Source organism: Variovorax sp. PAMC26660, assembly GCF_014302995.1.
Lineage (GTDB): Bacteria > Pseudomonadota > Gammaproteobacteria > Burkholderiales > Burkholderiaceae_C > Variovorax.
This window is the reverse complement of record NZ_CP060295.1, coordinates 5,667,469-5,690,512: the sequence shown is the minus strand read 5'-3', so window position 1 is coordinate 5,690,512 and position 23,044 is coordinate 5,667,469. Positions and strand designations below refer to the sequence as shown.

The window sequence follows — 23,044 nt, the reverse complement described above, 5'->3', positions numbered from 1 at the left end:
CGTCGCATATCGACAAAGCCTTTGATTTTAACCGGCGCAGCCCCCGGGATTGGTGAAAACCCCGCGAAAGGCCGCGCTGTAACGGCAGGCTTTCAGCGCCCGCGACGGCGTCCGCCGCCTTGGCCACCCTGGCCGCCGAAGCCACCACCACCGCCGCCTCCCCCGCCACCACCACGACGGCCGCCTGGGCCGCCGCGCTGCTCCTTGCGTTGACGCGAGAAGCTGTCGGCACCGATGTAGCCCAGCGAGGTCTTCATCGGATCGGGCTGGTTGGCTCCGCTCGGCTGACTGTCGTCACCCTGCGGACGGTTGCCTCCGCCCTGCTGACGATTGCCGCCGCCGTTGCCACGACGCGCCTGTCCTTGCGGAGGACCGCCATTGCCGCCACCGCGATTGGCACGACCGCCACGGTCACCGCGCGGTGGGCGGCCATCGCCCAATGGGCTCGGGATCGGCGCCTCGCGCCCCTCGTCGCGCGGGTCACGCATCTCGCGCGGCTGGCCGCCACCTGGCTGACCGCCGTTGCGGCCGCCACGGCGCTTTTTGTTGCGGCCATTCCGGCCACCACCTTCGGGGCCGCCCGGGCCACGCTGCGGCGGAGCCGCAGGGCGTGCAGCCGCGCCGCCGGAAGCCTGGAACAGCGCACGGATGTCGCGCTCGTCGAGTTCCATCCAGGCACCGCGCTTCAGGCCGCGCGGCAGCACCATCGCGCCGTAGCGGATACGGATCAGCCGGCTGACCGCATGGCCCACCGACTCGAACAGGCGCCGCACTTCGCGGTTGCGACCTTCGGAGATGGTCACGCGGTACCAGCAATTCGAGCCTTCGCCACCGCCCTCTTCGATCGTGCCGAACTGGGCCATGCCGTCCTCGAGGCGAACGCCTTCCAGAAGCTTTTTCTTCTCTTCGCTGCTCAGCGCACCCAGCACCCGCACCGCGTACTCACGCTCCAGGCCGAAGCGCGGGTGCATGAGCTGGTTGGCCAAGTCGCCGGAGCTGCTGAACAGCAGCAGGCCTTCGGTGTTCAGGTCGAGCCGGCCGACCGATTGCCACTTGCCCTGCTGCAGGCGCGGCAGCTTGCGGAACACGGTGGGCCGGTTCTGCGGGTCGTCGTGCGTCACCACTTCGCCCACAGGCTTGTGGTAGGCGATCACGCGCGGCGGCGGCGGCGCGATACGGTAGCGAATCGGCTTGCCGTTGATCTTGACCTGGTCGCCGTACTGGATGCGCTGGCCGATGTGGGCGGGCTCGTTGTTGACCGAAATGCGCCCCTGAAGGATCAGTTGCTCCATTTCGAGCCGCGAGCCGAGGCCCGCCTGCGCCAGCACCTTGTGCAGCTTGGGCGAGTCGGCTTCGGGCAGCAGCACGCGCTTGAGCGGCGGCACCTCGGGGCTTTCCTCGTCGGCATCGAACTGGCCCGAAATGACATCGGCAAAGCGGATCGGCTCGGGCGGGAGCGCATTGCGCTGCTCGCGGTCGGCGGCGCGGCGCGCGCGGTCGAGGTCGTCCTCTTCCTCGTCGGGCTCTTCTTCGTCCTCGTCGTCGCCGTCGACCTGATCGTCCCGGTTGTCACGATCGCTGTCTTCCGGACGGGGCGCCTGGCGCGCCGCCTCGACCGGGGCGGCGGTTGCCGCGACCGGCTCGGTCACCTCGGGAGCCTGGGCAACTTGCGCCGCTTCGGGCGCAACCGCCACCTCGTCAGCCACGGGTTGCTCGACCGGCTTCTTCTTGCGGGGGGCACGCGGCTTCTTGGGCTCCTCGGCCTCAACCAGCGCAACAGATTCAGGCGCTACCGATTCGATAGCACCATCCGCAGCCTTCTTGGGCGTGACTGCCCTTTTCTTCTTCTTGACTTCGGGCTCGACCGGCAGCATTGCCGCGTCGTCGGTGTCGGATGGGCTCATGAGGTTTTTCCGGGAGAAACTGCGTGGGGATCGACCTCGTCCGGGGACGCGGTGTCGGGTTTGGGCTCTGGCTCGGGCTGGAGCGCTGGCTCTGATGCCGGCTCGGCTTCCGGAGTCAGGTCGGGCTCTGGGAGGTGTTCGGCAAACAACTCCGGCTCAGCCTCAGGCGTGGCTTCAGTTGCGTCGGCCGCGGCAGCGTTTTCGGCAATCTGCGCCTGTGCGGCTTCAATGACTTCGGGCGCGGACTCGACAGCCGTGGACGCATCCCCCGGCACTTTGTCCTCCTGCGCCACAGGAGCCTGCGCTTCTTCGATAGCGATGTCGATGGGCAGGTCGGCCTGCTCACCCGACGCCCGCTCGAGGGCATCGACCAGGGCGGCCTGCTGCGCCGGCGTTTCAATCAACGGAAGCTGGTCGAGCGACGCAAGGCCCAGATCGTCGAGAAACTGACGCGTGGTTGCATAAAGCCCCGGCCGGCCGACCGTTTCACGGTGGCCGATGACTTCGACCCAGCCGCGATCCTCAAGCTGCTTGAGGATCAGCGAATTGATCGTGACGCCACGGATGTCTTCCATGTCGCCGCGCGTGGCCGGTTGACGGTAGGCAATGATGGCCAGCGTCTCGAGCGCGGCGCGCGTGTAGCGCGGCGGCTTCTCGGGGTGCAGGCGATCAAGGTGGTCGCGCATCTCGGGCCGGCTCTGGAAGCGCCAGCCGCTGCCGACGCTCACCAGCTCCAGGCCGCGTTGCGCCCAGTCTTCCTGCAGTTCTAGCAACAGCACCTTGATGGTGTCCACGCCCAGCTCGTCGTCAAAAAGCACGCGCATGTCGCGCACCGGCAGCGGCTGGCTCGAACAGATCAAGGCGGTTTCAAGAATGCGCTTGGCATCCGCCGTATTCATGGTTCGCGTTATCCGGGAAAAGGCGTCTGGTAGACGCTGGCTCACAAGGATGAAAGGGGGAGGCGTTGCCGGCACTCGGCGAATGCAACGCGGGGCCGGCATCGAGGGCCGGCGAGGCCCTCGGGCCGTCAGGCGCGATTGTAGTCCAGCCCCCAGGACTGCAAAGCCTGGGCAAAGTCGGGCGGCGGCGGCGAGCGAAACTCCATAGGCGCTTGCGTGACGGGATGCACGAAGGCCAGCCTGAAGGCGTGGAGCGCCTGGCGTGCCAGGCCAGCCGCCGGTGCGCCACCGTAGAGCGCGTCCCCGACCAGCGGATGGCCGATGGACGCCATGTGCACGCGGATCTGGTGGGTACGGCCGGTTTCCAGCGTGCAGCGCACCGCGCAGCCATCGGCATGGCTGTCCAGGCGCTCGATCAACGTGCGCGCGGTCTTGCCCGGATGGCGCTCCAGGTCGACCACGGCCATGCGCAGCCGGTTGCGCGGATCGCGGCCGATGGGCGCATCGACCTGCCGGGCGGCAGCGCCGACCCACGGTTTATGCCCCATCGCCAGATACTGCCGCTTGACCTCGCGCGCAGCGATCAGCGCCACCATGGCATCCATGGTGGCCCGCGTACGTGCCACGACCATCAGCCCGCTGGTGTCGCGATCGAGCCGGTGCACGATGCCGGCGCGTGGCAGCAACACAGCCTTCGGGTCCAGCGCCAGCAGGCCGTTCAGCAGCGTGCCGCTCCAGTGACCCGGTGCCGGATGCACGACCAGCCCGGCCGGCTTGTCGATGATGCGCAGGTGCTCGTCTTCGTGCACCGTGACAAGGTCCATCGCCTCGGGGCGAAAGGCCTGACTCTGAGGCGTGGGCCGTAATTCGATGCGACCGGCCTGCCCCGCCTTCACCGTGGCCGAAACCTTGGTGAGCGTGCGCCCCTGCAACTCCACAGCCCCGGCCTCGATCAATTGCTGCAGGTAACTTCGGGAAAATTCGGGCACCAGCGCTGCGAGCGCGCGGTCCAGCCGCTGGCCGTGCTGGGCCGGGTCCACGACGAAGGGACGCAGCTCGCTGGGCTCGATCGGGTCTGCGCCGTCTTCGTGTTCGGACGCCTCCACGATCTCAGGGGTATTGCCCGAAGGGCCGGTCGATATAATTGAGGGCAACTGTTTCACGAAAGCCGTATGTGATGTTTCGCGCCAAATTATCGGTCCCCACCTGGATCGCGCTCGGCTTAGCGGCTGTGCTTGCAGCCGGCTGCTCTTCCACCAAGGAAGACAAGACTGCCGGCTGGAGTCCCAACCGCATCTATTCCGAAGCCAAGGACGAGTCCGGATCGGGCGCCTACGACAAGGCCGTGCCGCTCTACGAGAAGCTCGAAGGCCGTGCCGCCGGCACGCCGCTCGCGCAGCAGGCCCAGCTGGAAAAGGCTTACGCCCAGTACAAGTCGGGTGAAAAGGCGAATGCCATCGCCACCATCGACCGTTTCATGAAGTTGCATCCGGCCAGCCCGGCCCTGGACTACGCGCTCTACCTCAAGGGCGTGATCAACTTCAATGACGACCTCGGCATGTTCGCGTTCCTGACGCGCCAGGATCTGTCCGAGCGCGACCAGAAGGCCGCCAAGGAGTCGTTCGAGTCCTTCAAGGACCTCGTGACGCGCTTCCCCGATTCGCGCTATGCGCCCGATTCGCGCCAGCGCATGAACTACATCGTGAACTCGCTCGCCCAGTACGAAGTTCACGTGGCCCGCTACTACTACTCGCGCGGCGCCTATCTGGCCGCCATCAACCGCGCGCAGATCGCGCTGGCTGACTACCGCGAAGTGCCGGCGCTCGAAGAAGCCCTGTACATCATGGTGAAGTCGTACGACGCCCTGGGCATGAAGGAACTGCGCGACGACGCGCAACGCGTGCTGACCACCAACTACCCACAGAGCACGTACCTGGCGAACGGCTTCCGCGGCAAGGACGATCCTTGGTGGAAGGTCTGGTAAGACGGGCCTCTCAGCTCTTCACCACCAAACCATCCTCGCGTCTCGGCGCGTAACGCCAAAGCCTCCCAACGGGAGGCTTTGGTGCTTTAGCGGCTAGTTCTTGAGTGCTTCCAGCGCTGCGTTGAAGTCCGACTCGTTGTCCAGACGCCGCATTGGCGGCAATGCCGCCAGCAATCGGCGCCCGTAGCCCATTGCGACCAGGCGGGTATCGCAGATCGCCAGCACGCCGCTGTCGGTCTCGCGCCGGATCAGCCGCCCTGCCCCCTGCTTCAATGCCACGGCCGCCTCAGGCAGCGAATAGTCGCTGAACGAACTGCGGCCCTGGGCCTCGAGGCGCTGCGAGCGCGCCTCGACCAGCGGATCGTTGGGCGGCGGGAACGGCAGCTTGTCGATCACCACCAGTTGCAAGGCATCGCCCGGCGCATCGAAACCCTCCCAGAACGAAGCTGACGCGACCAGCACGCAACCCGCGCGCCCTGCGCTCGCGCCTTCACGGAAACGATCCATGAGCACGCGCTTGGGCAGCTCGCCCTGCACCAGCACCTCGGGCCTCGCGTCCGCTTCGAGCAATTCGAACTGCTGCTTCATCGCATCGCCGATGGTGCGCAAGGCGCGCAGCGTGGTCGTCAGCACCAGCGTCCGCCCGCCCAGTTCGGCGGCGCCATGCGCGGCCAGTTCGGCGACCCGCTGGCTGTGCACCGGATCGTTGGGCTTTGGAAAAGCGCGCGGCACATAGAGCGCAGCCTGCGAGGCGTAGTCGAACGGGCTCTGCACACGCAGCACCTCTGCATCGTGCAGGCCGCAGGGCTCGGTGAACCAGCGCAAAGTGGGCTCGTCACCCAGCGTGGCCGAGGTGAAAACCCAGGCGCGACCGCCATCTTCCTGCACCGGCTCCTCGCGCTCGATCTCCTCGCCATAGGCGTCGACCTCGGCCTCGACCTGCGTCTCGGCAATCTTGAGCACGCGCTTGCGCATGGCCTCGGCGATATCGAGCGGCGACTCGATCAGCCGCAGCTGCGAGCCCACATCGACCCAGCGCACAGAGTCGACCTCACAGGGCAATGCGAAACGCGCCGTGCGTTTCGCGAGTTGCCGCGCCCGCTCGTGCAAGCGCACGAAGTCGGGCGAGATTTCACTGACCGTGTCGAGCCCTTCGGCCGCCATCTCGAAAGAGTGCTGAAGGTCATCGAGCGACCGTTGCCAGGCATCGGGATCGATACCCTCCGGCGAAGGCCCCAGCCAGCGCAGCTTGGCACCTGGCCACTGCTTGCCGACCACCAGCCGTAGCTCGCGCGCGGCGCGCTCGACCCCCGAGACCAGTTGCTGCCAGTCGACCAGCCCGCGCGCATGCTGCAAGCCGGCGCCGAGCATGTCGCGCGCAAAGTCGAGCGCTTGCCCGCTGCCGAGCTGTGCGCCGAGGAACTGCACGCCGGTTTCATTGAGCTGGTGGGCCTCGTCGAACACCACCACGCTGACGGTCGGTAGCAGTTCTGCCATGCCAGTCTCGCGCACCGCAAGGTCGGCAAAGAACAAGTGGTGGTTGATGACCACGATGTCGGCCGCCAGCGCCTCGCGCCGGGCCAGGTTGACGTGGCAAGGCTTGAACTGCGGGCATTGCGCGCCCAAGCAGTTCTCGCGCGTCGATGTGATCAGCGGAATCAGCGGCGAGCGCTCGTCGAGCCCCGGCAGCTCGGCCAGGTCGCCCGTGCGCGTGGCCTTCGACCATTGCTCGATCTTGGCCAGCGTGCGCAGGCTGCCACGCTCCGGCAGCGATGCGTCGTGGCGCGCCGTGTCCAGGCGGTGCAGGCACAGATAACTGCCGCGCCCCTTGAGCAGCGCCGTGCGCACCGGCAACCCGAAAGCCTCGACCAGCCTGGGCAAGTCACGGCCGAACAACTGGTCTTGCAGCGTCTTGGTGGCGGTCGACAGCAGCACACGCTCGCCGCTCAGCAAGGCCGGCACGAGATAGGAAAAAGTCTTGCCCACGCCGGTGCCCGCTTCGACCACCAGCACACCGCCCTGGTCGATGGTGCGGGCGACCGCCATTGCCATTTCGGTCTGGCCCGAGCGCTCGCGGAACTGATCGGCAGCGCGCGACAACACACCATCGAGCGCGAAGGCGTCGCGCACCTTGTCTTCGAGGCTTTCGGTCACGCAGGCTCTCTCGGGTCGAGCATGTTTTCGACGCGCGTGATCTGGTCGCGCAACGCAAGGCGGCGCTTTTTCAAGCGCCGCAGCAAAAGCTCGTCTTGCGGCGATGCTTCGGCCAGTCGGTCGATGGTGGCGTCGAGATCGGCATGCTCGATGCGCAGTTCGATCAGCTGGCGGGAAAGGGAATGAAGATTGGAGTCCAACGGTGGGGAGCGAACGCGGGGTTTTCGCGGCGCATGTTCATTCGATAATACGTCCTGACTCGAATCTTCGAGAAGACAGAAAACGCGCCTCAGGCGCATATGCCTCATGACTCAAGGCTTTCGACTCGCAGCGGCCACAGGACTCCACAAGGGTGACCGCCCCTACCAGCAGGACCAGGTGCTGATGATGAGCCATCCCCGCATCCCCGGCTGCGTGCTGGGCGTCGTGGCCGATGGCATGGGCGGGCGCAGTGGCGGACGCAAGGCGTCCGACCAGGTGCTGATGACGGCGCGCCAGCTCTTCACGCGCTACCAGCCCGGCCGCGACAACCCCGAGGCCATGCTCAAGCAGATGCTGGAAGACTCGCACACGGTGATCAAGCTCACCGCCATTTCGAGTGAACAGGAGCCGCACAGCACGCTGGCTGCCTTTCTGATGAACCCGAAGGGCGACTGCGCGTGGATTCACGCTGGTGACTCACGCATCTATCACTTCCACGATGGCCAGCTCATCAAGCGCACGCGCGACCATTCGTACGTGCAAGCGCTGATCGACCGCGGCCAGATCAGCGAAGCCGAGGCCAACGTCCACCCGCAGGGCAACATCCTGCTCGGCTGCCTGGGCATGACGACCACGCCGCCGCCCATCGACCCGCACTACATCCCAAAGATGGAATCCGGCGACCTGCTGATGGCCTGCAGCGACGGGCTCTGGCACTACTTCAGCCCCGAAGAACTGGCGAGCGTGCTCTATGCGCAACCGCCGCGCGATGCGGTTGAAATCCTGGTCGGGGAAGCGCGCCGCCGGGCTCGTGGCACCGGCGACAACATCTCGATTGCCGTCCTGAGGCTCGACGCGCTACCGGCTGCGGCCTGATTAGCTTGCCGCGCCCGCGCCTTCAGCGCGCAGGCGACGAAGCGGCCGGTGCCGGCGGCAGCGGCGCACCGCGCGGCTTGGTGCGATTGGTGTTCTGCCGCTCGCGGCTGGCCCGATGCTCCTCCGCGCGTTTTTGCTTGCTCTCGTACTGCTGCACGGCAGTCGGTGCCTCGGCTTGGCGTTGCGCGGCCTTGGCCTGCTCGTCGGCGTTCGCCTTTTGCTTGGATTCGAACTGGCGCTGGCGCTCGGCATCTGTACCGGCCGTGGCGGCCCGGCTGGTCGCATGGTCAGCGGCCCGCTGCTCGCGATCTTTCTGGTTCTGGACTGACTGATCCCGCTTCTCGGGCGAATCCTCCGAACGTGGCGTGCTCGCCTTCTGGTCGAGCTTCTGCAGCTCGGCAGCCCCGCTGCGCTGGCGCTGGATGTCGTTGATGGCGGTTTCCTGCCGCTTGATGTTGCCGGTTTCCGTGCGTCGACGGTCGCGGCTCTCGCGCAGGCAGTCTTCGACCGCGAACTTCTTGTAGCAAGCGACCCGCTCCTGCACGAAACGCTGTTCGATGGCCGCTCGCTCGGCAGACAGCCTGCGGCGTTCGGCTTCGAGGTCGGCACTGCCTGAAGCCGCGTTGGACTGCGCCCAGAGCGGAAGGCTGGCCAGTGTCATCAGCAGGGCAAGAGCGATTTTTTTCATGTGAGTCGGGTGTCGACGATGCGTCGTTCGAGGGCAAGAAACTCGCTCGACTGCATTTCAGTGAGCCGGGAAACCGTGCGCGGAAACTCGTGCGCCAGCGGACCCTCGGTGTACAACGCCTCCGGCGGAACCTCAGCCGACATGATGAGCTTCACGCGGCGGTCGTACAAGACATCGATCAACCAGGTGAAGCGGCGCGCTTCGGAAGCCATGCGCACCGGCATGTGCGGCACGTCAGACAGCAGCACCGTGTGGTACTGGCTGGCGATCTCAAGGTAGTCGTTCTGCGAGCGCGGCCCACCGCACAGCGTCTTGAAGTCGAACCAGACCACGCCGCCGGCCTTGCGCCGTGCGCGGATCTCGCGCTGCTCGATGTGCAGGATCGGGTTTTCGTCGGCCGTTTCGGCCAGCTTGTCGAAGGCCTTGCGCATTTCCTTTTCGGACGCCGCATCGTTGGGCGTGAGGTACATGCGCAGTTGTTCGAGCGTGCGGCGCCGGTAGTCGGTGCCGTTGTCCACGCTCAGCACTTCGAGCTTCTCGTTGAGCAACGCAATCGCGGGCAGGATGCGGTCGCGATGCAGCCCGCCGGGATACAGGTCGTCGGGCTTGAAATTGGAGGTGGTGACAAAGCCCACGCCGTTCTCGAACAGCGACACCAGCAGCCGATGAAGAATCATCGCGTCCGTGATGTCCGCCACGTGGAACTCGTCGAAGCAGATCAGCTTGTAGCGCTTGGAAATGCGCAGCCCCAGCTCGTCGAGCGGGTTGACGGTGCCCTGCAACTCGCGCAGCTCGCGGTGCACTTCGCGCATGAACTCGTGAAAGTGCAGGCGCGTCTTGCGCCGCAGCGGCACGGCGTTGAAGAACAGGTCCATCAGGAAGCTCTTGCCCCGCCCGACGCCACCGTACATGTAGACGCCACGCGGCAGCTCGGGCCGGTTGATGAACTTCTTCAGCGCATTGGAGCGCTGCGCCTTGTACTCGGCCCATTCATTGGCGCAGCGATCCAGCGCCTCCACGGCACGCAGTTGCGCGGGATCGCTGTGGAACCCGCGCGCAGCGAGTTCCGCCTCGTAGGCCTGTTTGACGCTGGTCAAAAGATCAGAAGTTCAGCGTGCGCTTGTCGACCGCCAGAGCCGCTTCTTTCGTGGCTTCCGACAGCGACGGATGGGCGTGGCAGATGCGCGCGATGTCTTCGGCGCTGGCCTTGAACTCCATCGCCACGACGGCTTCGGAGATCAGCTCGCTGGCCTGCGGGCCCACGATGTGCACGCCGAGGATCTCGTCGGTCGTTGCGTCGGCCAGGAACTTGACCATGCCGGTCGTGTCGCCCAGCGCGCGTGCGCGGCCGTTCGCCAGGAACGGGAAGGTGCCGGCCTTGTAGGCGCGGCCCGAGGCCTTGAGCTGCTGCTCGGTCTGGCCGACCCACGCGATCTCGGGGTTGGTGTAGATCACCCACGGCACGGTGTTGAAGTTGACGTGGCCGTGCTGGCCCGCAATGCGCTCCGCCACGGCAACGCCCTCTTCCTCGGCCTTGTGCGCCAGCATCGGGCCGCGCACCACGTCGCCGATGGCCCACACGTTGGGCAGGTTGGTCTTGCAGTCGTCGTCCACTGCAATGGCGCCGCGCTCGTCGAGCTTCAGGCCCACGGCTTCGGCATTCAGGCCGATGGTGTTGGGCACGCGGCCGATCGAGACGATCAGCTTGTCGACTTCCAGCGTCTGGGCTTCGCCCTTGGCATTGGTCCAGGCAACGCTCACGCCCTTCTTCGACGACTTGATCTCGCCGACCTTGACGCCGAGTTCGATCTTGAGCTTTTGCTTGTCGAAAGCCTTCTTGGCTTCCTTGGCGATCTGCTCGTCCACCGCGCCGAGGAAGGTCGGCAGCGCTTCGAGCACCGTGACTTCCGCGCCGAGGCGACGCCACACCGAACCCATTTCAAGGCCGATGACGCCAGAGCCGATCAGGCCCAGCTTCTTGGGCACCGCGCCGATGCGCAGCGCGCCATCGTTCGAGAGGATGTTCTCTTCGTCGAACGGTGCACCCGGCAACGCGCGGGCATTGGAGCCCGTGGCGATGACGATGTGCTTGCCGCTGATCGACTCTTCGGCAGCGCCCGCCACCTTGAGCTCGTAGCCGGTTTCATCGGTCTTCACGAACGATGCGCGGCCGTGGAAGAACGTGATCTTGTTCTTCTTGAACAGGTACAGGATGCCGTCGTTGTTCTGCTTCACGACCTGGTCCTTGCGGGCCAGCATCTTGTCGAGATCGAGGCCCAGGCCTTCGACCTTGATGCCGTGGTCGGCGAAGTGATGGCCGGCCTGGTCGAAGTGCTCCGACGATTGCAGCAGCGCCTTCGAGGGGATGCAGCCGACGTTGGTGCAGGTGCCGCCCGGCGCGGGGCCGCCCTTGCCGTTCTTCCATTCGTCGACACAGGCGACGTTGAAGCCGAGTTGCGCAGCGCGAATGGCGGCGATGTAGCCGCCGGGGCCGCCGCCGATGACGACGACGTCAAATTGCTTGGTCATTTTTTTCCCAGTTTCTTGAGTTGGAACGCGCCCGCATGGAGGACAACTCCAAACACGCCGGTTTGGGCGAGCAGCGTTTCACGGTTCGGCCCTTCCGGGCCAAAAGTAATCGTTGTGCCGGGTGCGGTCCTGCACATGAACATGTGGCTCGCATCCAGGCATTCGATGCGACCCGCTGCATGCAGGTCGGCCCAGCCCCAGTCCTCGTATTCGCGAGGCCGGAAACGGCGCACGGTCGCGCCTTCCTTGGTGCTTCCGGTTTCAGTCACGGTCCAACGCGGCAGGTTCGACTCGCCTTCTGCGGGCACTTTGTCCGCATCGGCGTCGGGCGCACGCTGGATGGTCACGTCGGACGGCGCAGGCATGGCGCGAGCGGTCCGCTCGCCCTTGATCCATTCGAGACGGTAGGCGCCGCTCCACGCGTCGACCTGCTGCGGCGTTGCCGCTGCGGCCCCGAGGGGACCGAAGCTCAACGCACACACCAAGCCCACGGCCGAACGACGCATCGCGCTCTCGGATCAGATGTCGAACAGCAGGCGCGACGGATCTTCCAGCGCTTCCTTCATGGCGACCAGGCCCAGCACGGCTTCGCGGCCGTCGATGATGCGGTGGTCATAGCTCATGGCCAGGTAGTTCATCGGGCGGATGACGATCTGGCCGTTTTCCACCACTGCGCGGTCCTTGGTGGCGTGCACGCCGAGGATGGCCGACTGGGGCGGGTTGATGATCGGCGTCGAAAGCATCGAGCCGAAGGTGCCGCCGTTCGAGATCGAGAACGTGCCGCCGGTCATTTCCTCAATGCCCAGCTTGCCGTCTTGTGCCTTCTTGCCGTACTCGGCAATCTTCTTCTCGATGTCGGCAAAGCTCATCTGGTCGGCGTTGCGCAGGATCGGCACCACCAGGCCACGGGGCGAGCCGACAGCGATGCCGATGTCGAAGTAGCCGTGGTACAGGATGTCGTTGCCGTCGACCGATGCGTTGATCACCGGGTACTTCTTGAGCGCATGCACCGCAGCCTTCACGAAGAAGCTCATGAAGCCGAGCTTGACGCCGTGCTCCTTGGTGAACGCGTCCTGGAACTTCTTGCGCAGGTCCATGACCGGGGCCATGTTCACTTCGTTGAAGGTCGTGAGGATGGCGTTGGTCGATTGCGATTGCAGCAGGCGCTCGGCGATGCGGGCGCGCAGGCGGCTCATCGGCACGCGCTGTTCCGGGCGTTCGCCCAGGTCGGGCGCACCAGCCGAAGCAGCGACTTGCTGCAGCGCGGGCTTGGCAGCCGGCACGGCAATGGTGGCGGCAGGCTTGGCGCCCGAAGCGACCGCGCCGAGCACGTCGCCCTTGGTGACGCGGCCGTCTTTGCCGGTGCCGGCAACGTCGCTGGTCTTCAGGTTGTTGTCGGCCAGCAGCTTGGCGGCGGCGGGCATGGCAACGTCGGACTTCGAGCCGCCGGTGGCGGCGGCAGCGGCTGGCGCTGCAGCAGGAGCCGCAGCAGCGGCGGGTGCGGCTGCCGGCGCGGCGGCTGCGCCCTTGCCTTCGGTGTCGATCCGGGCGATCAACTGCTCGGCCACCACGGTGGCGCCATCAGGTTGCACGATCTCGGTCAGCACGCCGGCCGAAGGGGCCGGCACTTCGAGCACGACCTTGTCGGTCTCGATTTCGATCAGGATTTCATCGACGGCGACGGCATCGCCGGCCTTCTTCTTCCAGGTGAGCATGGTGGCTTCGGCCACGGATTCGGAAAGCTGGGGGACTTTGACTTCTACGATAGACATTTGGAGTGAGCTCCGTTTTGTTCTTGAAGGTGTTCGTGTGAAAAGGGACGGGTTTTACTTGGTCAGCACGAAGCCCTTGAGCTTGCCAAATGCGCCATCGACGAGCGCCTTCTGCTGTTCCTGATGCAGGTGCGAGTAGCCCACCGCCGGCGATGCCGAAGCGGCACGGCCAGAGTAGCCGAGCTTCTGGCCTTCCTGCATGTTCTCGTGGATGTAGTGCTGCACGAAGAACCAGGCGCCCTGGTTCTGCGGTTCGTCCTGGCACCACACCACGTCGACGAGGTTCGGGTACTTCTTGATCTCGGCGGCAAACGCCTTGTGCGGGAACGGATAGAGCTGCTCGACGCGGATGATCGCCACGTCGTCGGTGCCCTGCTCTTCGCGCTTCTTGGCCAGGTCGTAGTAGACCTTGCCCGAACAGGCGACCAGGCGCTTGACCTTCTCGGCCTTCAGGCCCTTGCTGTCCGGAATGACTGTCTGGAAGCTGCCCTTGGTGAACTCGGCCAGCGGCGAGGTCGCGTCCTTGTTGCGCAGCAGCGACTTGGGCGTGAGGATGATCAGCGGCTTGCGCAGGTTGCGCACCATCTGGCGACGCAGCACGTGGAAGATCTGGCTGGCCGTGGTCGGCTGCACCACCTGCATGTTGGTGTCGGCGCTCAGTTGCATGAAGCGCTCCAGGCGTGCCGAGCTGTGCTCGGGGCCCTGGCCTTCGTAGCCGTGCGGCAGCATCATGGTCAGGCCGTTGACGCGGCCCCACTTCACTTCGCCCGAGGCGATGAACTGGTCGATCACCACTTGCGCGCCGTTCACGAAGTCGCCGAACTGGGCTTCCCAGATCACGAGCGTGTTCGGGTCGTTCGAGGCGTAGCCGTATTCGAACGCGAGCACGGCCTCTTCCGACAGGATCGAGTCGATGACGACGAACGGCGCCTGGTTTTCAGCAACGTTCTGCAGCGGCGTGTAGGTGCCGGTGTCGAACTTCTCGCGGTTCTGGTCGTGCAGCACGGCGTGGCGGTGGGTGAACGTGCCACGGCCGGAGTCTTCGCCCGACAGGCGGACCGGATAGCCGCTGGCCACCAGCGAGGCGAAGGCCATGTGCTCGCCCATGCCCCAGTCGACGTTCACGTCGCCGCGGCCCATGGCGGCGCGATCGTCCAGCACCTTCTTCACGAGCGGATGCACCGTGAAGCCTTGGGGCGGGGTGGTGATCTTCTCGGCCAGGCGCTTCCACTCGGTGGACGGAATGGCGGTGTCGCCGGCGTCGGTCCACTTCTTGTTGAGATACGGGCTCCAGTCGACGGCGTACTTGCTCTTGAAGTTGGTGAGCACAGGGTCGACCGTGTTCTTGCCTTCGTCGAAAGCCGCGCGTTGCGCCTTGACCATGTCGTCGCCGAGCGTGTCGCCCAGGCCTTGAGCGGCCAGCTTGTCGGCGTACAGCTTGCGCGTGCCGGGGTGCTGGGCGATCTTCTTGTACATCAGCGGCTGGGTGAGCGAAGGCGTGTCCTGCTCGTTGTGGCCCAGCTTGCGGAAACAGATGATGTCCACGACCACGTCCTTCTGGAACTCCATGCGGAAGTCCAGTGCGAGCTGGGTGGCGAGCACCACGGCTTCGGGGTCGTCACCGTTCACGTGCAGCACCGGTGCTTCGATCATCTTGACGATGTCGGTGCAGTACAGCGTCGATCGGCTGTCGCGCGGGTCGCTGGTGGTGAAGCCGATCTGGTTGTTGATGACGATGTGCACCGTGCCGCCGGTGGAGTAACCACGGGTTTCGGCCAGCGCCAGCGTTTCCATCACGACGCCCTGACCTGCGAAGGCGGCGTCGCCGTGCACGATCACGGGCAGCACCTGCTTGCCCAGCGGGTCGGCGCGACGGTCCATGCGGGCACGCACCGAGCCTTCGACCACGGGGTTCACGATTTCAAGGTGCGAGGGATTGAACGCAAGGCTCAGGTGCACCGGGCCGCCGGGGGTGGTCACGTCCGAGCTGAAGCCCTGGTGGTACTTGACGTCGCCGCTGGGTAGTTCTTCGGGTGCGGTGTGATCGAACTCGGCGAACAGGTCGGCCGGCATCTTGCCCAGCGAGTTGACCAGCACATTGAGACGGCCGCGGTGGGCCATGCCGATCACGATTTCCTGCACGCCCTTGATGCCGGCCTGGTTGATCAGCTCGTCCATCGAGACGATGAAGCTTTCGCCGCCTTCGAGCGAGAAGCGCTTCTGGCCGACGTACTTGGTATGCAGGAAGCGCTCGAGGCCTTCGGCTGCAGTCAGGCGATTCAGGACGTGCTTCTTCTGCTCGGCGCTGAGCTTGGGATTGGTGCGGGCGCCTTCGAGCCGCAGTTGCCACCAGCGCTTGTGGTTCTGGTCGGTGGTGTACATGTACTCGGCACCCATCGTGCCGCAGTACGTTTCGCGCAAGGCGTTGAGCAGGTCGCGCAAGGACATGGTGTCCTTGCCGAAGAATGTGTTGCTGGTGTTGAACACCGTCTCGAGGTCGGCATCGGTGAAACCGTAGAACGAGGGTTCGAGTTCCGGAATGGCGGGACGCTCGGCGCGCTTGAGCGGGTCGAGGTCGGCCCAGCGGGCGCCGACATTGCGGTAGGCGGCAATCAGTTGCTGGACGGCGGTGCGCTTGCGGCCGAGTTCGGAATCGGCGCCGCTGGCAACGACCACCTTGGTCGTGCCCTGCTTCGCGCGTTCGGCGAAAGCATTGATGACCGGCAAGTGCGGCACGTCGCGGGTGTTGGTACCGTCCGCCGCGGGCACGTTCTGCAGGGCGTCGAAATACGAACGCCAGTTGTCAGGCACGCTGCCGGGATTGGAGAGGTAGTTTTCGTACATCTCTTCGACATAGGGCGCATTGCCGCCGAAGAGGTATGTGTTGCCTTGATAGGCTGTGTACGCCGATGGCGTCGATGAATCGCTCATGATCCGCTGACCTTCGCTTCCCTGAGGGAAGCACTAGCTGGTTTAAGAAACCTTCCGCGACACGGCTGAACCGGTTGGCGGATGCGACTGTGGCTGGGGAAGGGCCTGAGTACCTTGGCATTGTGCCACGTCAACCATATGACGACCGGGTGGGGCTTCGCAACCCCTTGCCTGCTAAGTCAGGCGGAAGAAAGTAACTGTTTGATCTGCTGCAGCGTGGCCGGATCGTCGATGGTGGTCAGGTCGCCGGGGTCGCGCTGTTCGCAAACCGCCTGGATGGCGCGCCGCAGCAATTTTCCACTTCGGGTCTTGGGCAGCCCGCTGACAAAGCGCACGCGGGCCGGCCGCGCCAGCGCGCCGAGCTGGTCGGCCACCACCTTCATGATCTCGCCTTCCAGCTTGAGGGCCACGTCGGCGTCGGTCACAGCGCGCCCGTCCTTGGGCACGACGAAGGCCATCGCGACCTGCCCCTTGAGTGCATCGGCCACGCCGACCACCGCCACTTCGGCCACGTTGGCATGGCCTGAAATGCTCTCCTCGATCTCGCGCGTGCCGAGGCGGTGGCCCGCCACGTTGATCACGTCGTCGGTGCGACCCAGGATGTAGAAGTAGCCGTCCGCGTCGCGGATGCCCCAGTCGAAGGTCGAATAGACCATCTTGCCGGGCACGCTCTTCCAGTAGGTGTTGACGAAGCGCGCGTCGTCTTTCCACACGGTCTGCATGAAGCCGGGCGGGGTCGGGCCCTCGACCACGACGACGCCCTTTTCATTCGGGGCGGTCAGTTCCTCGCCGGTTGATTCATGCAGGATCTTGATGCGGTAGCCGTACATCGGAACGCCCGGGCTGCCGAACTTGCTGGCCTTGGGCTCGACACCGTTGGCAATGGTGATCATCGGCCAGCCCGACTCGGTCTGCCAGTAGTTGTCGATGATCGGCACGCCCAGGCCTTCGCTGATCCAGCGCGCGGTTGGCTCGTCCAGCGGCTCGCCGGCCAGGAACAGCGCACGCAGGCTCGACAGGTCGTATTTCTTGAGCAGCGCCGGGTCTTGCTTCTTGAGCACGCGCACCGCGGTGGGCGCGCTGAACATCACCGTCACCTTGTACTTCTCGACCAGCCGCCACCAGATGCCGCCGTCGGGCTGCTGGTCGATGCCCTGCGTGGGCAGGCCTTCGTACATCAGGGTCGCCATGCCGGCGATCAGCGGACCATAGACGATGTAGCTGTGCCCCACGACCCAGCCGATGTCGCTGGTCGAGAAGTAGGTTTCGCCGGGCCGGCCATCGAAGATGTGCTTCATGCTCGCGGCCAGCGCCACGGCATAGCCACCCACGTCGCGCTGTACACCCTTGGGCTTGCCGGTGGTGCCGCTGGTGTAGATGGTGTAGCTGATGTCGATGGATGCCAGCCACGTGCAGGGCACTTCGGCGTCAAGGTGCTTCTGCCGCAATGCGCTTGCCAGATGGTCGCGTCCCGCTACCAATTCCATAGCAGCGAGCCCGCGATCGGTCAGCAATACCGCCGATGGCCTGTATTTCGACAGCCGGATCGCCTCGTCGAGCAGCGGCTTGTACGCAATGACCTTGCCGCCGCGCGAACCCGCGTCGGCGCTCACGATCACCTTCGGTTCTGCATCCTCGATGCGCGTGGCCAGCGAACCGCTGGCGAAACCGCCGAACACCACGCAATGGATCGCGCCGATGCGCGCGCAGGCCAGCATCGCGAAGGCAGCCTCCGGGATCATCGGCATATAGATCAGCACGCGGTCGCCCTTGCCCACCCCCAGTTCGATCAGGCTGGCGGCGGTGCGCTGCACCTCGGCGTGCAGTTCCTTGAAGCTGTAGCTCTTCTCGACGCCGGTTTCGGTGGAAACGAAGATCAGCGCCGGCTGATCGCCTCTATCGGCCAGATGCCGGTCGACCGCGTTGTGGCACAGGTTGGTGGTGCCGCCGACGAACCAGCGCGCAAACGGCGGCTGGCTGGCATCGAGGATCTGTTGCGCGGGCGTACCCCAGTCGATCAGCTTCGCCTGTTCGGCCCAGAAGGCTTCGGGCGCGTCCACGGACTGGCGATAGAACTCTTCATAGCGGCTCATCTGGATTTGTCTCCTGTTCTGAATTCCGTTCCGGCTGCATCGCCAAAACTGAATTCATAATTATGGAGACCGATCTTGCAGCAAGCTGACGACCGGAACAATCCGGCCCAGCCCCACGGCCCGGCCGTGGTTCGACTATCGGATCAGTGCCTGCAGGTCATGGAATGCCGGATGTTCGGCGGTGCGCAACCACTCGAAGCCGACCATCTCGGTGGTCACCAGCTCGGCGCCGGCACCGGCAAGCCGGTCGAAAGCGGCATCGCGGTTGCGCTCGGTGCGCGAGCCGCAGGCATCGGTGACGACCCAGACATCAAACTCGTCTTCCAGCAGGTCGAGTGCCGTCTGTAGCAGGCAGACATGTGCTTCGCAGCCGGCGATCACGATCGTGTTGCGCTCTTCGGCTGCGGCGGCGGGCTTTTGCAGATGCTTGGGCAGGCTGCGGGCATTGCCTTGCGGCACGGCCTTCGCCGGGGCGCGCAGCCATTCGCCGAGCCCCTCTTCCACGCCGCTGAAGTGCATCTTGGCCAGGGTTTTCTTGCAGAGCGCGCGGATGTCCGGCAGGTTCTCGCCCAATTTCGACGGGTTCTGCTCGGTGCCCCAGACGGGTACATCGACCCACTGCGCCATCTTTGCGAGGCGCACGGCGTTTTTCGCAACAGCCTCGTTCTCGAAGACCGCCGGCATCAGCCGAGCCTGGTAGTCGACCAGCACGAGTTGGGATTGCGAGGCGTCGAGCAGCATGAACAGTGTCTTTCTTCAGATAGCGATGGAGTTGGGTTGAACCGTACCACTGAAAAGATCGGGTTGGCCGGGGTCGACGGCATCGGGCACATCTTCTTGCGCGCCCATTGAGGCAGTGCACCGCAGCACCAGTTGCGCCAGATAGACCTTGAACAGCGCGTCTGCCGACTGCCTGAACATGCGGATGCGCCCCGTGTGCTGCATCAACAGCAGGCCGACGCCATGTGCAAAAAGCGCCGTGTTCTCCTTGAGCGCGCTCGCAGCGTCGAGGCCCAGAGCCAGCAGCGCGTCTTCGCAGGGGCGCAGCGCGTCGTAGAGGTGGTCGTTGAGTTCGTGGTCCAGCTCACTGGTCAGCCCGCGGGGCCGCATGCCGTGCACCAGATAGAAGCCGAGGTCGAGGTCGCGCGGGTTGGCAGCATAGAAATCGAACCAGGCCTGTGCCCTGGCGGCCAGGGTCTTGTCGGGCCATTGCCTGGAGACCCGCGCCTCGGCCACGGCCGCCCGCAGGCGCAGGAGTGATTCGTCGAGCAAGGCGGCGTAGATCGCCTCCTTGCTGTCGAAGTAGGAATAGATGGCGCCCGGTGTGTAGCCGGCCCTCTTCGCGATTTCACGGATGCTCGCGCCCTCGATGCCGGCCTCCGCGAACACCGCACGGGCAGCATCGAGCACCAGCGCGCGGCGTGCGTCGGTGAGCGTCTGGCGGCGCTGGAGCTTGGCTTGCATCGGCGGACTATAGCTGCGGCTCGGTCGCCGGTTCACTATTTTTCACATTGATTGAAAAATTGAACAATGTTCAAATAATTGATCGAGATATCCCAAAAAAAGCGAATTCACCGGAGACAACACGATGAACGCCCCCCTCCCCACCGCCACCCTGATGTCCGGTACCGACTACCGCGAGTCGCTGCGCCGCTATCGCCCTACCGTGTTCGTGGATGGCCGCCGCGTCGACAGCGTGGCCGACGAAGCCGCCTTCCAGCCCGGCATCAATGCCATCGCCCTCACCTACGACTACGCGCTCAGGAAGGAATACGAGCCGCTGATGACCGCCGTGCAGCACACCAGCGGCAAGCGAGTGAACCGGCTCTCGCACATCAACACCAGCTCCGGCGACCTGCTCAACAAGCTGGAAGCCGTGCGGCTGGTCTGCCAGGAAACCGGCTGCGCCCAGCGCTACCTGACGCACGACGCGCTCAACGCCATCGCCCAGGTGTCGGCCCGCATCGACGATGCACGCGGCAGCACCGAGCACACCGCCCGTTTCCACGACTACCTGCACCGCATCCAGGACGAAGACCTGACCCTCGGCGTCGCCATGACCGACGCCAAGGGCGACCGCAGCCGGCGGCCGCACGAGCAGGCGAACGTCGACAGCTACCTGCACGTGGTCGAGCGCAACGCGCACGGCATCGTGATCTCGGGCACCAAAGCCATCGTGACCGGGGCGCCCTACGTGCACGAACTGCTGGTCATGCCCTGCCGCAACATGGGCAAGGAAGACGCCGACTTTGCCGTCTGCTGCGCGGTGCCGTTGGACGCGCCCGGCCTCACCATCGTCGCGCGTCCGGCCGGTCGCCCCGGTGAAAAGTTCGAACACGGCGACGCCTTGTTCAGCCGCAAATACGGCCAGAGCACCGGCGTGTGCATGTTCGACCGGGTCTTCGTGCCATGGGAGCGCGTGTTCTATGCCGGCGAATGGGAACACTCGGGCCACCTGACCTACAGCTACGCCACCCACCACCGCCACAGTTGCATCGGCGCCCGCGCCGGCTTCGGCGACCTGCTGATCGGCGCCGGCGCGCTGATGTGCGAGGCCAACGGCTTCGACCCGGGCAAGGAAAGCCACCTGCGCGAGCAGATGGTCGAGCTGATCACCATCACCGAGAGCTTCTTCGCCTGCGGCGTAGCGGCCAGCGTCTATGGCAAGGCCGACGAACAGTGCGAGGTCTTCATGCCCGACCCGGTGTTCAGCAACATCGGCAAGCTGCTGCTGGCCACCAGGATCTACGACATGCACCGCATCGCCCACTACGTGAGCGGCGGCCTGATCGTCACCCTGCCCGGCCCCGACGAAGACCACAACCCCGAGACCGCCGCCCGCCTGTCGGATGTGCTGCGTGCCAACCCGGCCATCCCCTACGAGCAGCGCATCGAGACCGCCCGCTTCATCGAAGACCTGACGGCCGGCTACCAGGGCGGCTGGTACAGCGTGATCAGCCTGCACGGCGGCGGCTCGCCTGCGGCGATGAAACAGGAGATCTGGCGCAACTACCCGGTCGGCTCCAAGGTCGAGCTGGTCGAACGCATCCTCGAGCGCGGCATCGCGGCCGATGGCTCGCCCGCCGCAGCGCCGCACGACCCGGCACGTGCCATCACGAAAAACCGACAACCCGGCAAGTGCTGCGACACCGGCTGCACGACACCCGGGCAGCCGGTGATGGTCGACCTGCCGGCATCGCTGCGCACCTAAACTGCGTCGAATGAAGATCTTCTCGAAACGGCTTGGCCTTGTCGTGCTGGGTCTTGGCGCCGCATGGCTCGCCGTGGGCTGCGGCGGCGTGCGCAAGACCACCGTGCCGATGGCGACCAGTTTCGAGAAAAGCAGTTGCACGAACAAAGTCGACACGCTGCTGGTGATGCTGCCCGGCGCGTATTCGACCCCCGAGGAATTCAAGCGCGAAGGCTTCGTCGAGGCCCTGCGCGACAACCGGGTCGCGGCAGACGTGATGCTGGTCGACGCCCACCTCGGCTACTACAACGACAAGACCATCCTCGAGCGCCTGAGCGCGGACGTCATGGCGCCGGCGCGCAGCCAGGGCTATCGCAAGATCTGGATCGTCGGCATTTCCGTCGGCGGCTTCGGCGGACTGCTCTACGCGCAGACGCACCCCGGCGAACTTGCGGGACTGGTGACGCTCGCCCCCTACCTCGGCGAACGCGCGCAAAGCACCGACATCGCCAATGCGGGCGGCCTCGCCCAATGGAAAGGCCCACTGGTCGATCCAGCGGAGGGCGTTCCACGCACACCGAACGAAACACAGTTGTGGCAATGGCTGCGCGGCTATGTAGGCTTCACGCAGACGGCCGCCGCCCGGCCGCCGCTTTACCTAGGCTACGGCGTCGACGACCGCTTTGCCTTCAGCCACCGGCTGCTGGCCGCAGCACTGCCTGCGGAGCGCGTCTTCACGACCGAAGGCGGCCACGACTGGCCGGAATGGAAGCGCCTGTGGCGCCGCATGCTCCCGACGCTGCCGCTGCAGAGCTGCCCCGCCTGAGGAAAGAAGAAGAAGAAAACCGCCGGCTCAGTTCGGCCGCAGGCACAGCAGCTTGCCGTCCGCCTCATCGGTGAGCACATAGAGCAGCTCATCGAGGCCCTGCTTCACATCACGGATGCGCACCCCGGCCGTTGCGATGTCCGTAGCTCCAGAAGAGGCCTGGATCTGCAAGTTCATGAATTTTCCGGGCAATTGACGCGATCTTGGCCGGATATAGCGACCGAATCCAGAGCAATCGCCAGCTCACCCAAGCCCGGAAGGCCCATTCGGCGCCAATCACTTATGGGCCATAAACGTTCACCGTTACATCTTTTCTTCCGCGCGATTCAGAATCCTCAAGTAAATCAATGACTTACATATGCAATCGCTAATTCAGTTTAAATTGACATAACCGCGCGTCATCAATATCCTACGCGCCATGCGTTTTTTCGTCCTACCCGCGTCCCTCCTGTTTGCCGTCGCTGTCCATGCAGCTCCTCAACAGGACCGATCAGATGACGATATGGCCCGCGTGCTTGCCGAGAAGGGTCTCGTCGGGCAACTCCAGCAGGTCCGTCAAACCGTCGCAGAACGAACCTCCGATCTGGTGGTCACAGCCATCGGCTTCCTCGGAGTCCCCTATCGCCGCGGCGGCAATTCGGCGGAAGCCGGCTTCGACTGCAGCGGCTTCGTTCGCGCCATGTACAACCAGACGGTGGGCCACATGCTCCCGCGCCGCGCCGAAGAGCAGGCCGCCGCCACCGAAAAGATCGATCGCAGCCAGCTCAAGCCTGGTGACCTCGTGTTCTTCAACACCATGCGCCGCGCCTTCAGCCATGTCGGCATCTATGTCGGTGAAGGCAAGTTCATCCACTCGCCCCGCTCGGGCGCCCAGGTTCGCGTGGAAGACATGAACGGCAGCTACTGGCAGCGCCGCTTCGACGGCGCGCGCCGCGTGCTCAGCGGCCCAACGGACGAAGTCAAGGCTGCGGCCATCGCCAACACCGGCAACTGAGCA

The 23,044-nt window shown here is 65.1% G+C and carries 19 protein-coding genes and 1 pseudogene; 5 read left to right on the top strand and 15 right to left on the bottom strand.

What is annotated here, in order from left to right:
• Positions 1–92 precede the first annotated feature (92 nt).
• From H7F35_RS26775 to H7F35_RS26765, 3 genes are all read right to left on the bottom strand, one after another.
• Entirely contained in the window at positions 93–1,904 is a 1,812-nt protein-coding gene (locus H7F35_RS26775; RefSeq protein WP_187109565.1) for a pseudouridine synthase, read from the bottom strand.
• A complete protein-coding gene (gene scpB, locus H7F35_RS26770; protein ID WP_187109564.1) occupies positions 1,901–2,803 on the bottom strand; it encodes an SMC-Scp complex subunit ScpB in 903 nt (300 codons plus the stop codon). Before scpB ends, H7F35_RS26775 begins: the two co-directional genes overlap by 4 nt.
• A gap of 128 nt (positions 2,804–2,931) precedes the next feature.
• A complete protein-coding gene (locus tag H7F35_RS26765) occupies positions 2,932–3,957 on the bottom strand; it encodes an RluA family pseudouridine synthase (protein ID WP_410010804.1) in 1,026 nt (341 codons plus the stop codon).
• 23 nt (positions 3,958–3,980) lie between these two features.
• Here H7F35_RS26765 and H7F35_RS26760 point away from each other — a divergent pair, with 23 nt between their 5' ends.
• Positions 3,981–4,787 carry an outer membrane protein assembly factor BamD gene (locus H7F35_RS26760; protein WP_187109563.1) on the top strand — a complete coding sequence of 269 codons (807 nt, stop codon included), beginning with the start codon at positions 3,981–3,983 and terminating at the stop codon, positions 4,785–4,787.
• 93 nt (positions 4,788–4,880) lie between these two features.
• Here H7F35_RS26760 and H7F35_RS26755 read toward each other — a convergent pair whose 3' ends face one another.
• A complete protein-coding gene (locus H7F35_RS26755) occupies positions 4,881–6,941 on the bottom strand; it encodes an ATP-dependent DNA helicase (RefSeq protein ID WP_187109562.1) in 2,061 nt (686 codons plus the stop codon).
• Positions 6,938–7,141, bottom strand: coding sequence for a YdcH family protein (locus tag H7F35_RS26750; protein ID WP_041943815.1), 204 nt, complete (start codon positions 7,139–7,141; stop codon positions 6,938–6,940). The genes H7F35_RS26755 and H7F35_RS26750 overlap by 4 nt, the downstream gene beginning before the upstream one ends.
• Positions 7,142–7,247: 106 nt before the next feature.
• On the opposite strand from H7F35_RS26750, the gene H7F35_RS26745 reads away from it, so the two are divergent.
• The gene (locus tag H7F35_RS26745; RefSeq protein ID WP_187109561.1) at positions 7,248–8,018 is read left to right on the top strand and encodes a PP2C family protein-serine/threonine phosphatase; all 771 of its coding nucleotides are present in this window, start codon (positions 7,248–7,250) and stop codon (positions 8,016–8,018) included.
• Between the two features lie 22 nt (positions 8,019–8,040).
• Here H7F35_RS26745 and H7F35_RS26740 read toward each other — a convergent pair whose 3' ends face one another.
• From H7F35_RS26740 to H7F35_RS26700, 9 genes are all read right to left on the bottom strand, one after another.
• Positions 8,041–8,706: a hypothetical protein gene (locus H7F35_RS26740; protein WP_187109560.1), complete on the bottom strand. Its 666-nt coding sequence runs from the start codon at positions 8,704–8,706 to the stop codon at positions 8,041–8,043.
• A complete protein-coding gene (zapE, locus tag H7F35_RS26735; RefSeq protein ID WP_187109559.1) occupies positions 8,703–9,803 on the bottom strand; it encodes a cell division protein ZapE in 1,101 nt (366 codons plus the stop codon). The genes H7F35_RS26740 and zapE overlap by 4 nt, the downstream gene beginning before the upstream one ends.
• A gap of 4 nt (positions 9,804–9,807) precedes the next feature.
• Positions 9,808–11,235 (bottom strand): dihydrolipoyl dehydrogenase, encoded by a 1,428-nt coding sequence (gene lpdA / locus H7F35_RS26730; RefSeq protein WP_187109558.1) that lies wholly within the window; start codon positions 11,233–11,235, stop codon positions 9,808–9,810.
• Entirely contained in the window at positions 11,232–11,741 is a 510-nt protein-coding gene (locus H7F35_RS26725; RefSeq protein WP_187109557.1) for a hypothetical protein, read from the bottom strand. The genes lpdA and H7F35_RS26725 overlap by 4 nt, the downstream gene beginning before the upstream one ends.
• Positions 11,742–11,753: 12 nt before the next feature.
• On the bottom strand, positions 11,754–13,007 hold the full coding sequence (odhB, locus tag H7F35_RS26720) for a 2-oxoglutarate dehydrogenase complex dihydrolipoyllysine-residue succinyltransferase (protein WP_187109556.1): 1,254 nt from the start codon (positions 13,005–13,007) through the stop codon (positions 11,754–11,756).
• 54 nt (positions 13,008–13,061) lie between these two features.
• Positions 13,062–15,938, bottom strand: coding sequence for a 2-oxoglutarate dehydrogenase E1 component (locus H7F35_RS26715; RefSeq protein ID WP_187109555.1), 2,877 nt, complete (start codon positions 15,936–15,938; stop codon positions 13,062–13,064).
• Positions 15,939–16,117: 179 nt separating this feature from the next.
• The gene (locus tag H7F35_RS26710) at positions 16,118–18,031 is read right to left on the bottom strand and encodes a propionate--CoA ligase (RefSeq protein ID WP_187109554.1); all 1,914 of its coding nucleotides are present in this window, start codon (positions 18,029–18,031) and stop codon (positions 16,118–16,120) included.
• Between the two features lie 135 nt (positions 18,032–18,166).
• On the bottom strand, positions 18,167–18,772 hold the full coding sequence (locus tag H7F35_RS26705; protein ID WP_187109553.1) for an isochorismatase family protein: 606 nt from the start codon (positions 18,770–18,772) through the stop codon (positions 18,167–18,169).
• Positions 18,773–18,787: 15 nt separating this feature from the next.
• Entirely contained in the window at positions 18,788–19,495 is a 708-nt protein-coding gene (locus H7F35_RS26700) for a TetR/AcrR family transcriptional regulator (protein ID WP_187109552.1), read from the bottom strand.
• Positions 19,496–19,619: 124 nt separating this feature from the next.
• On the opposite strand from H7F35_RS26700, the gene H7F35_RS26695 reads away from it, so the two are divergent.
• Entirely contained in the window at positions 19,620–21,242 is a 1,623-nt protein-coding gene (locus H7F35_RS26695) for a 4-hydroxyphenylacetate 3-hydroxylase family protein (RefSeq protein WP_187109551.1), read from the top strand.
• A gap of 10 nt (positions 21,243–21,252) precedes the next feature.
• On the top strand, positions 21,253–22,047 hold the full coding sequence (locus tag H7F35_RS26690; protein ID WP_187109550.1) for an alpha/beta hydrolase: 795 nt from the start codon (positions 21,253–21,255) through the stop codon (positions 22,045–22,047).
• Positions 22,048–22,074: 27 nt separating this feature from the next.
• Here the strand turns inward: H7F35_RS26690 and H7F35_RS26685 are convergent.
• Positions 22,075–22,173, bottom strand: a pseudogene (locus H7F35_RS26685) (PQQ-dependent sugar dehydrogenase); the annotation flags it as partial.
• Positions 22,174–22,465: 292 nt separating this feature from the next.
• Here H7F35_RS26685 and H7F35_RS26680 point away from each other — a divergent pair.
• Positions 22,466–23,041 carry a C40 family peptidase gene (locus tag H7F35_RS26680; protein WP_187109549.1) on the top strand — a complete coding sequence of 192 codons (576 nt, stop codon included), beginning with the start codon at positions 22,466–22,468 and terminating at the stop codon, positions 23,039–23,041.
• Positions 23,042–23,044: the final 3 nt, after the last annotated feature.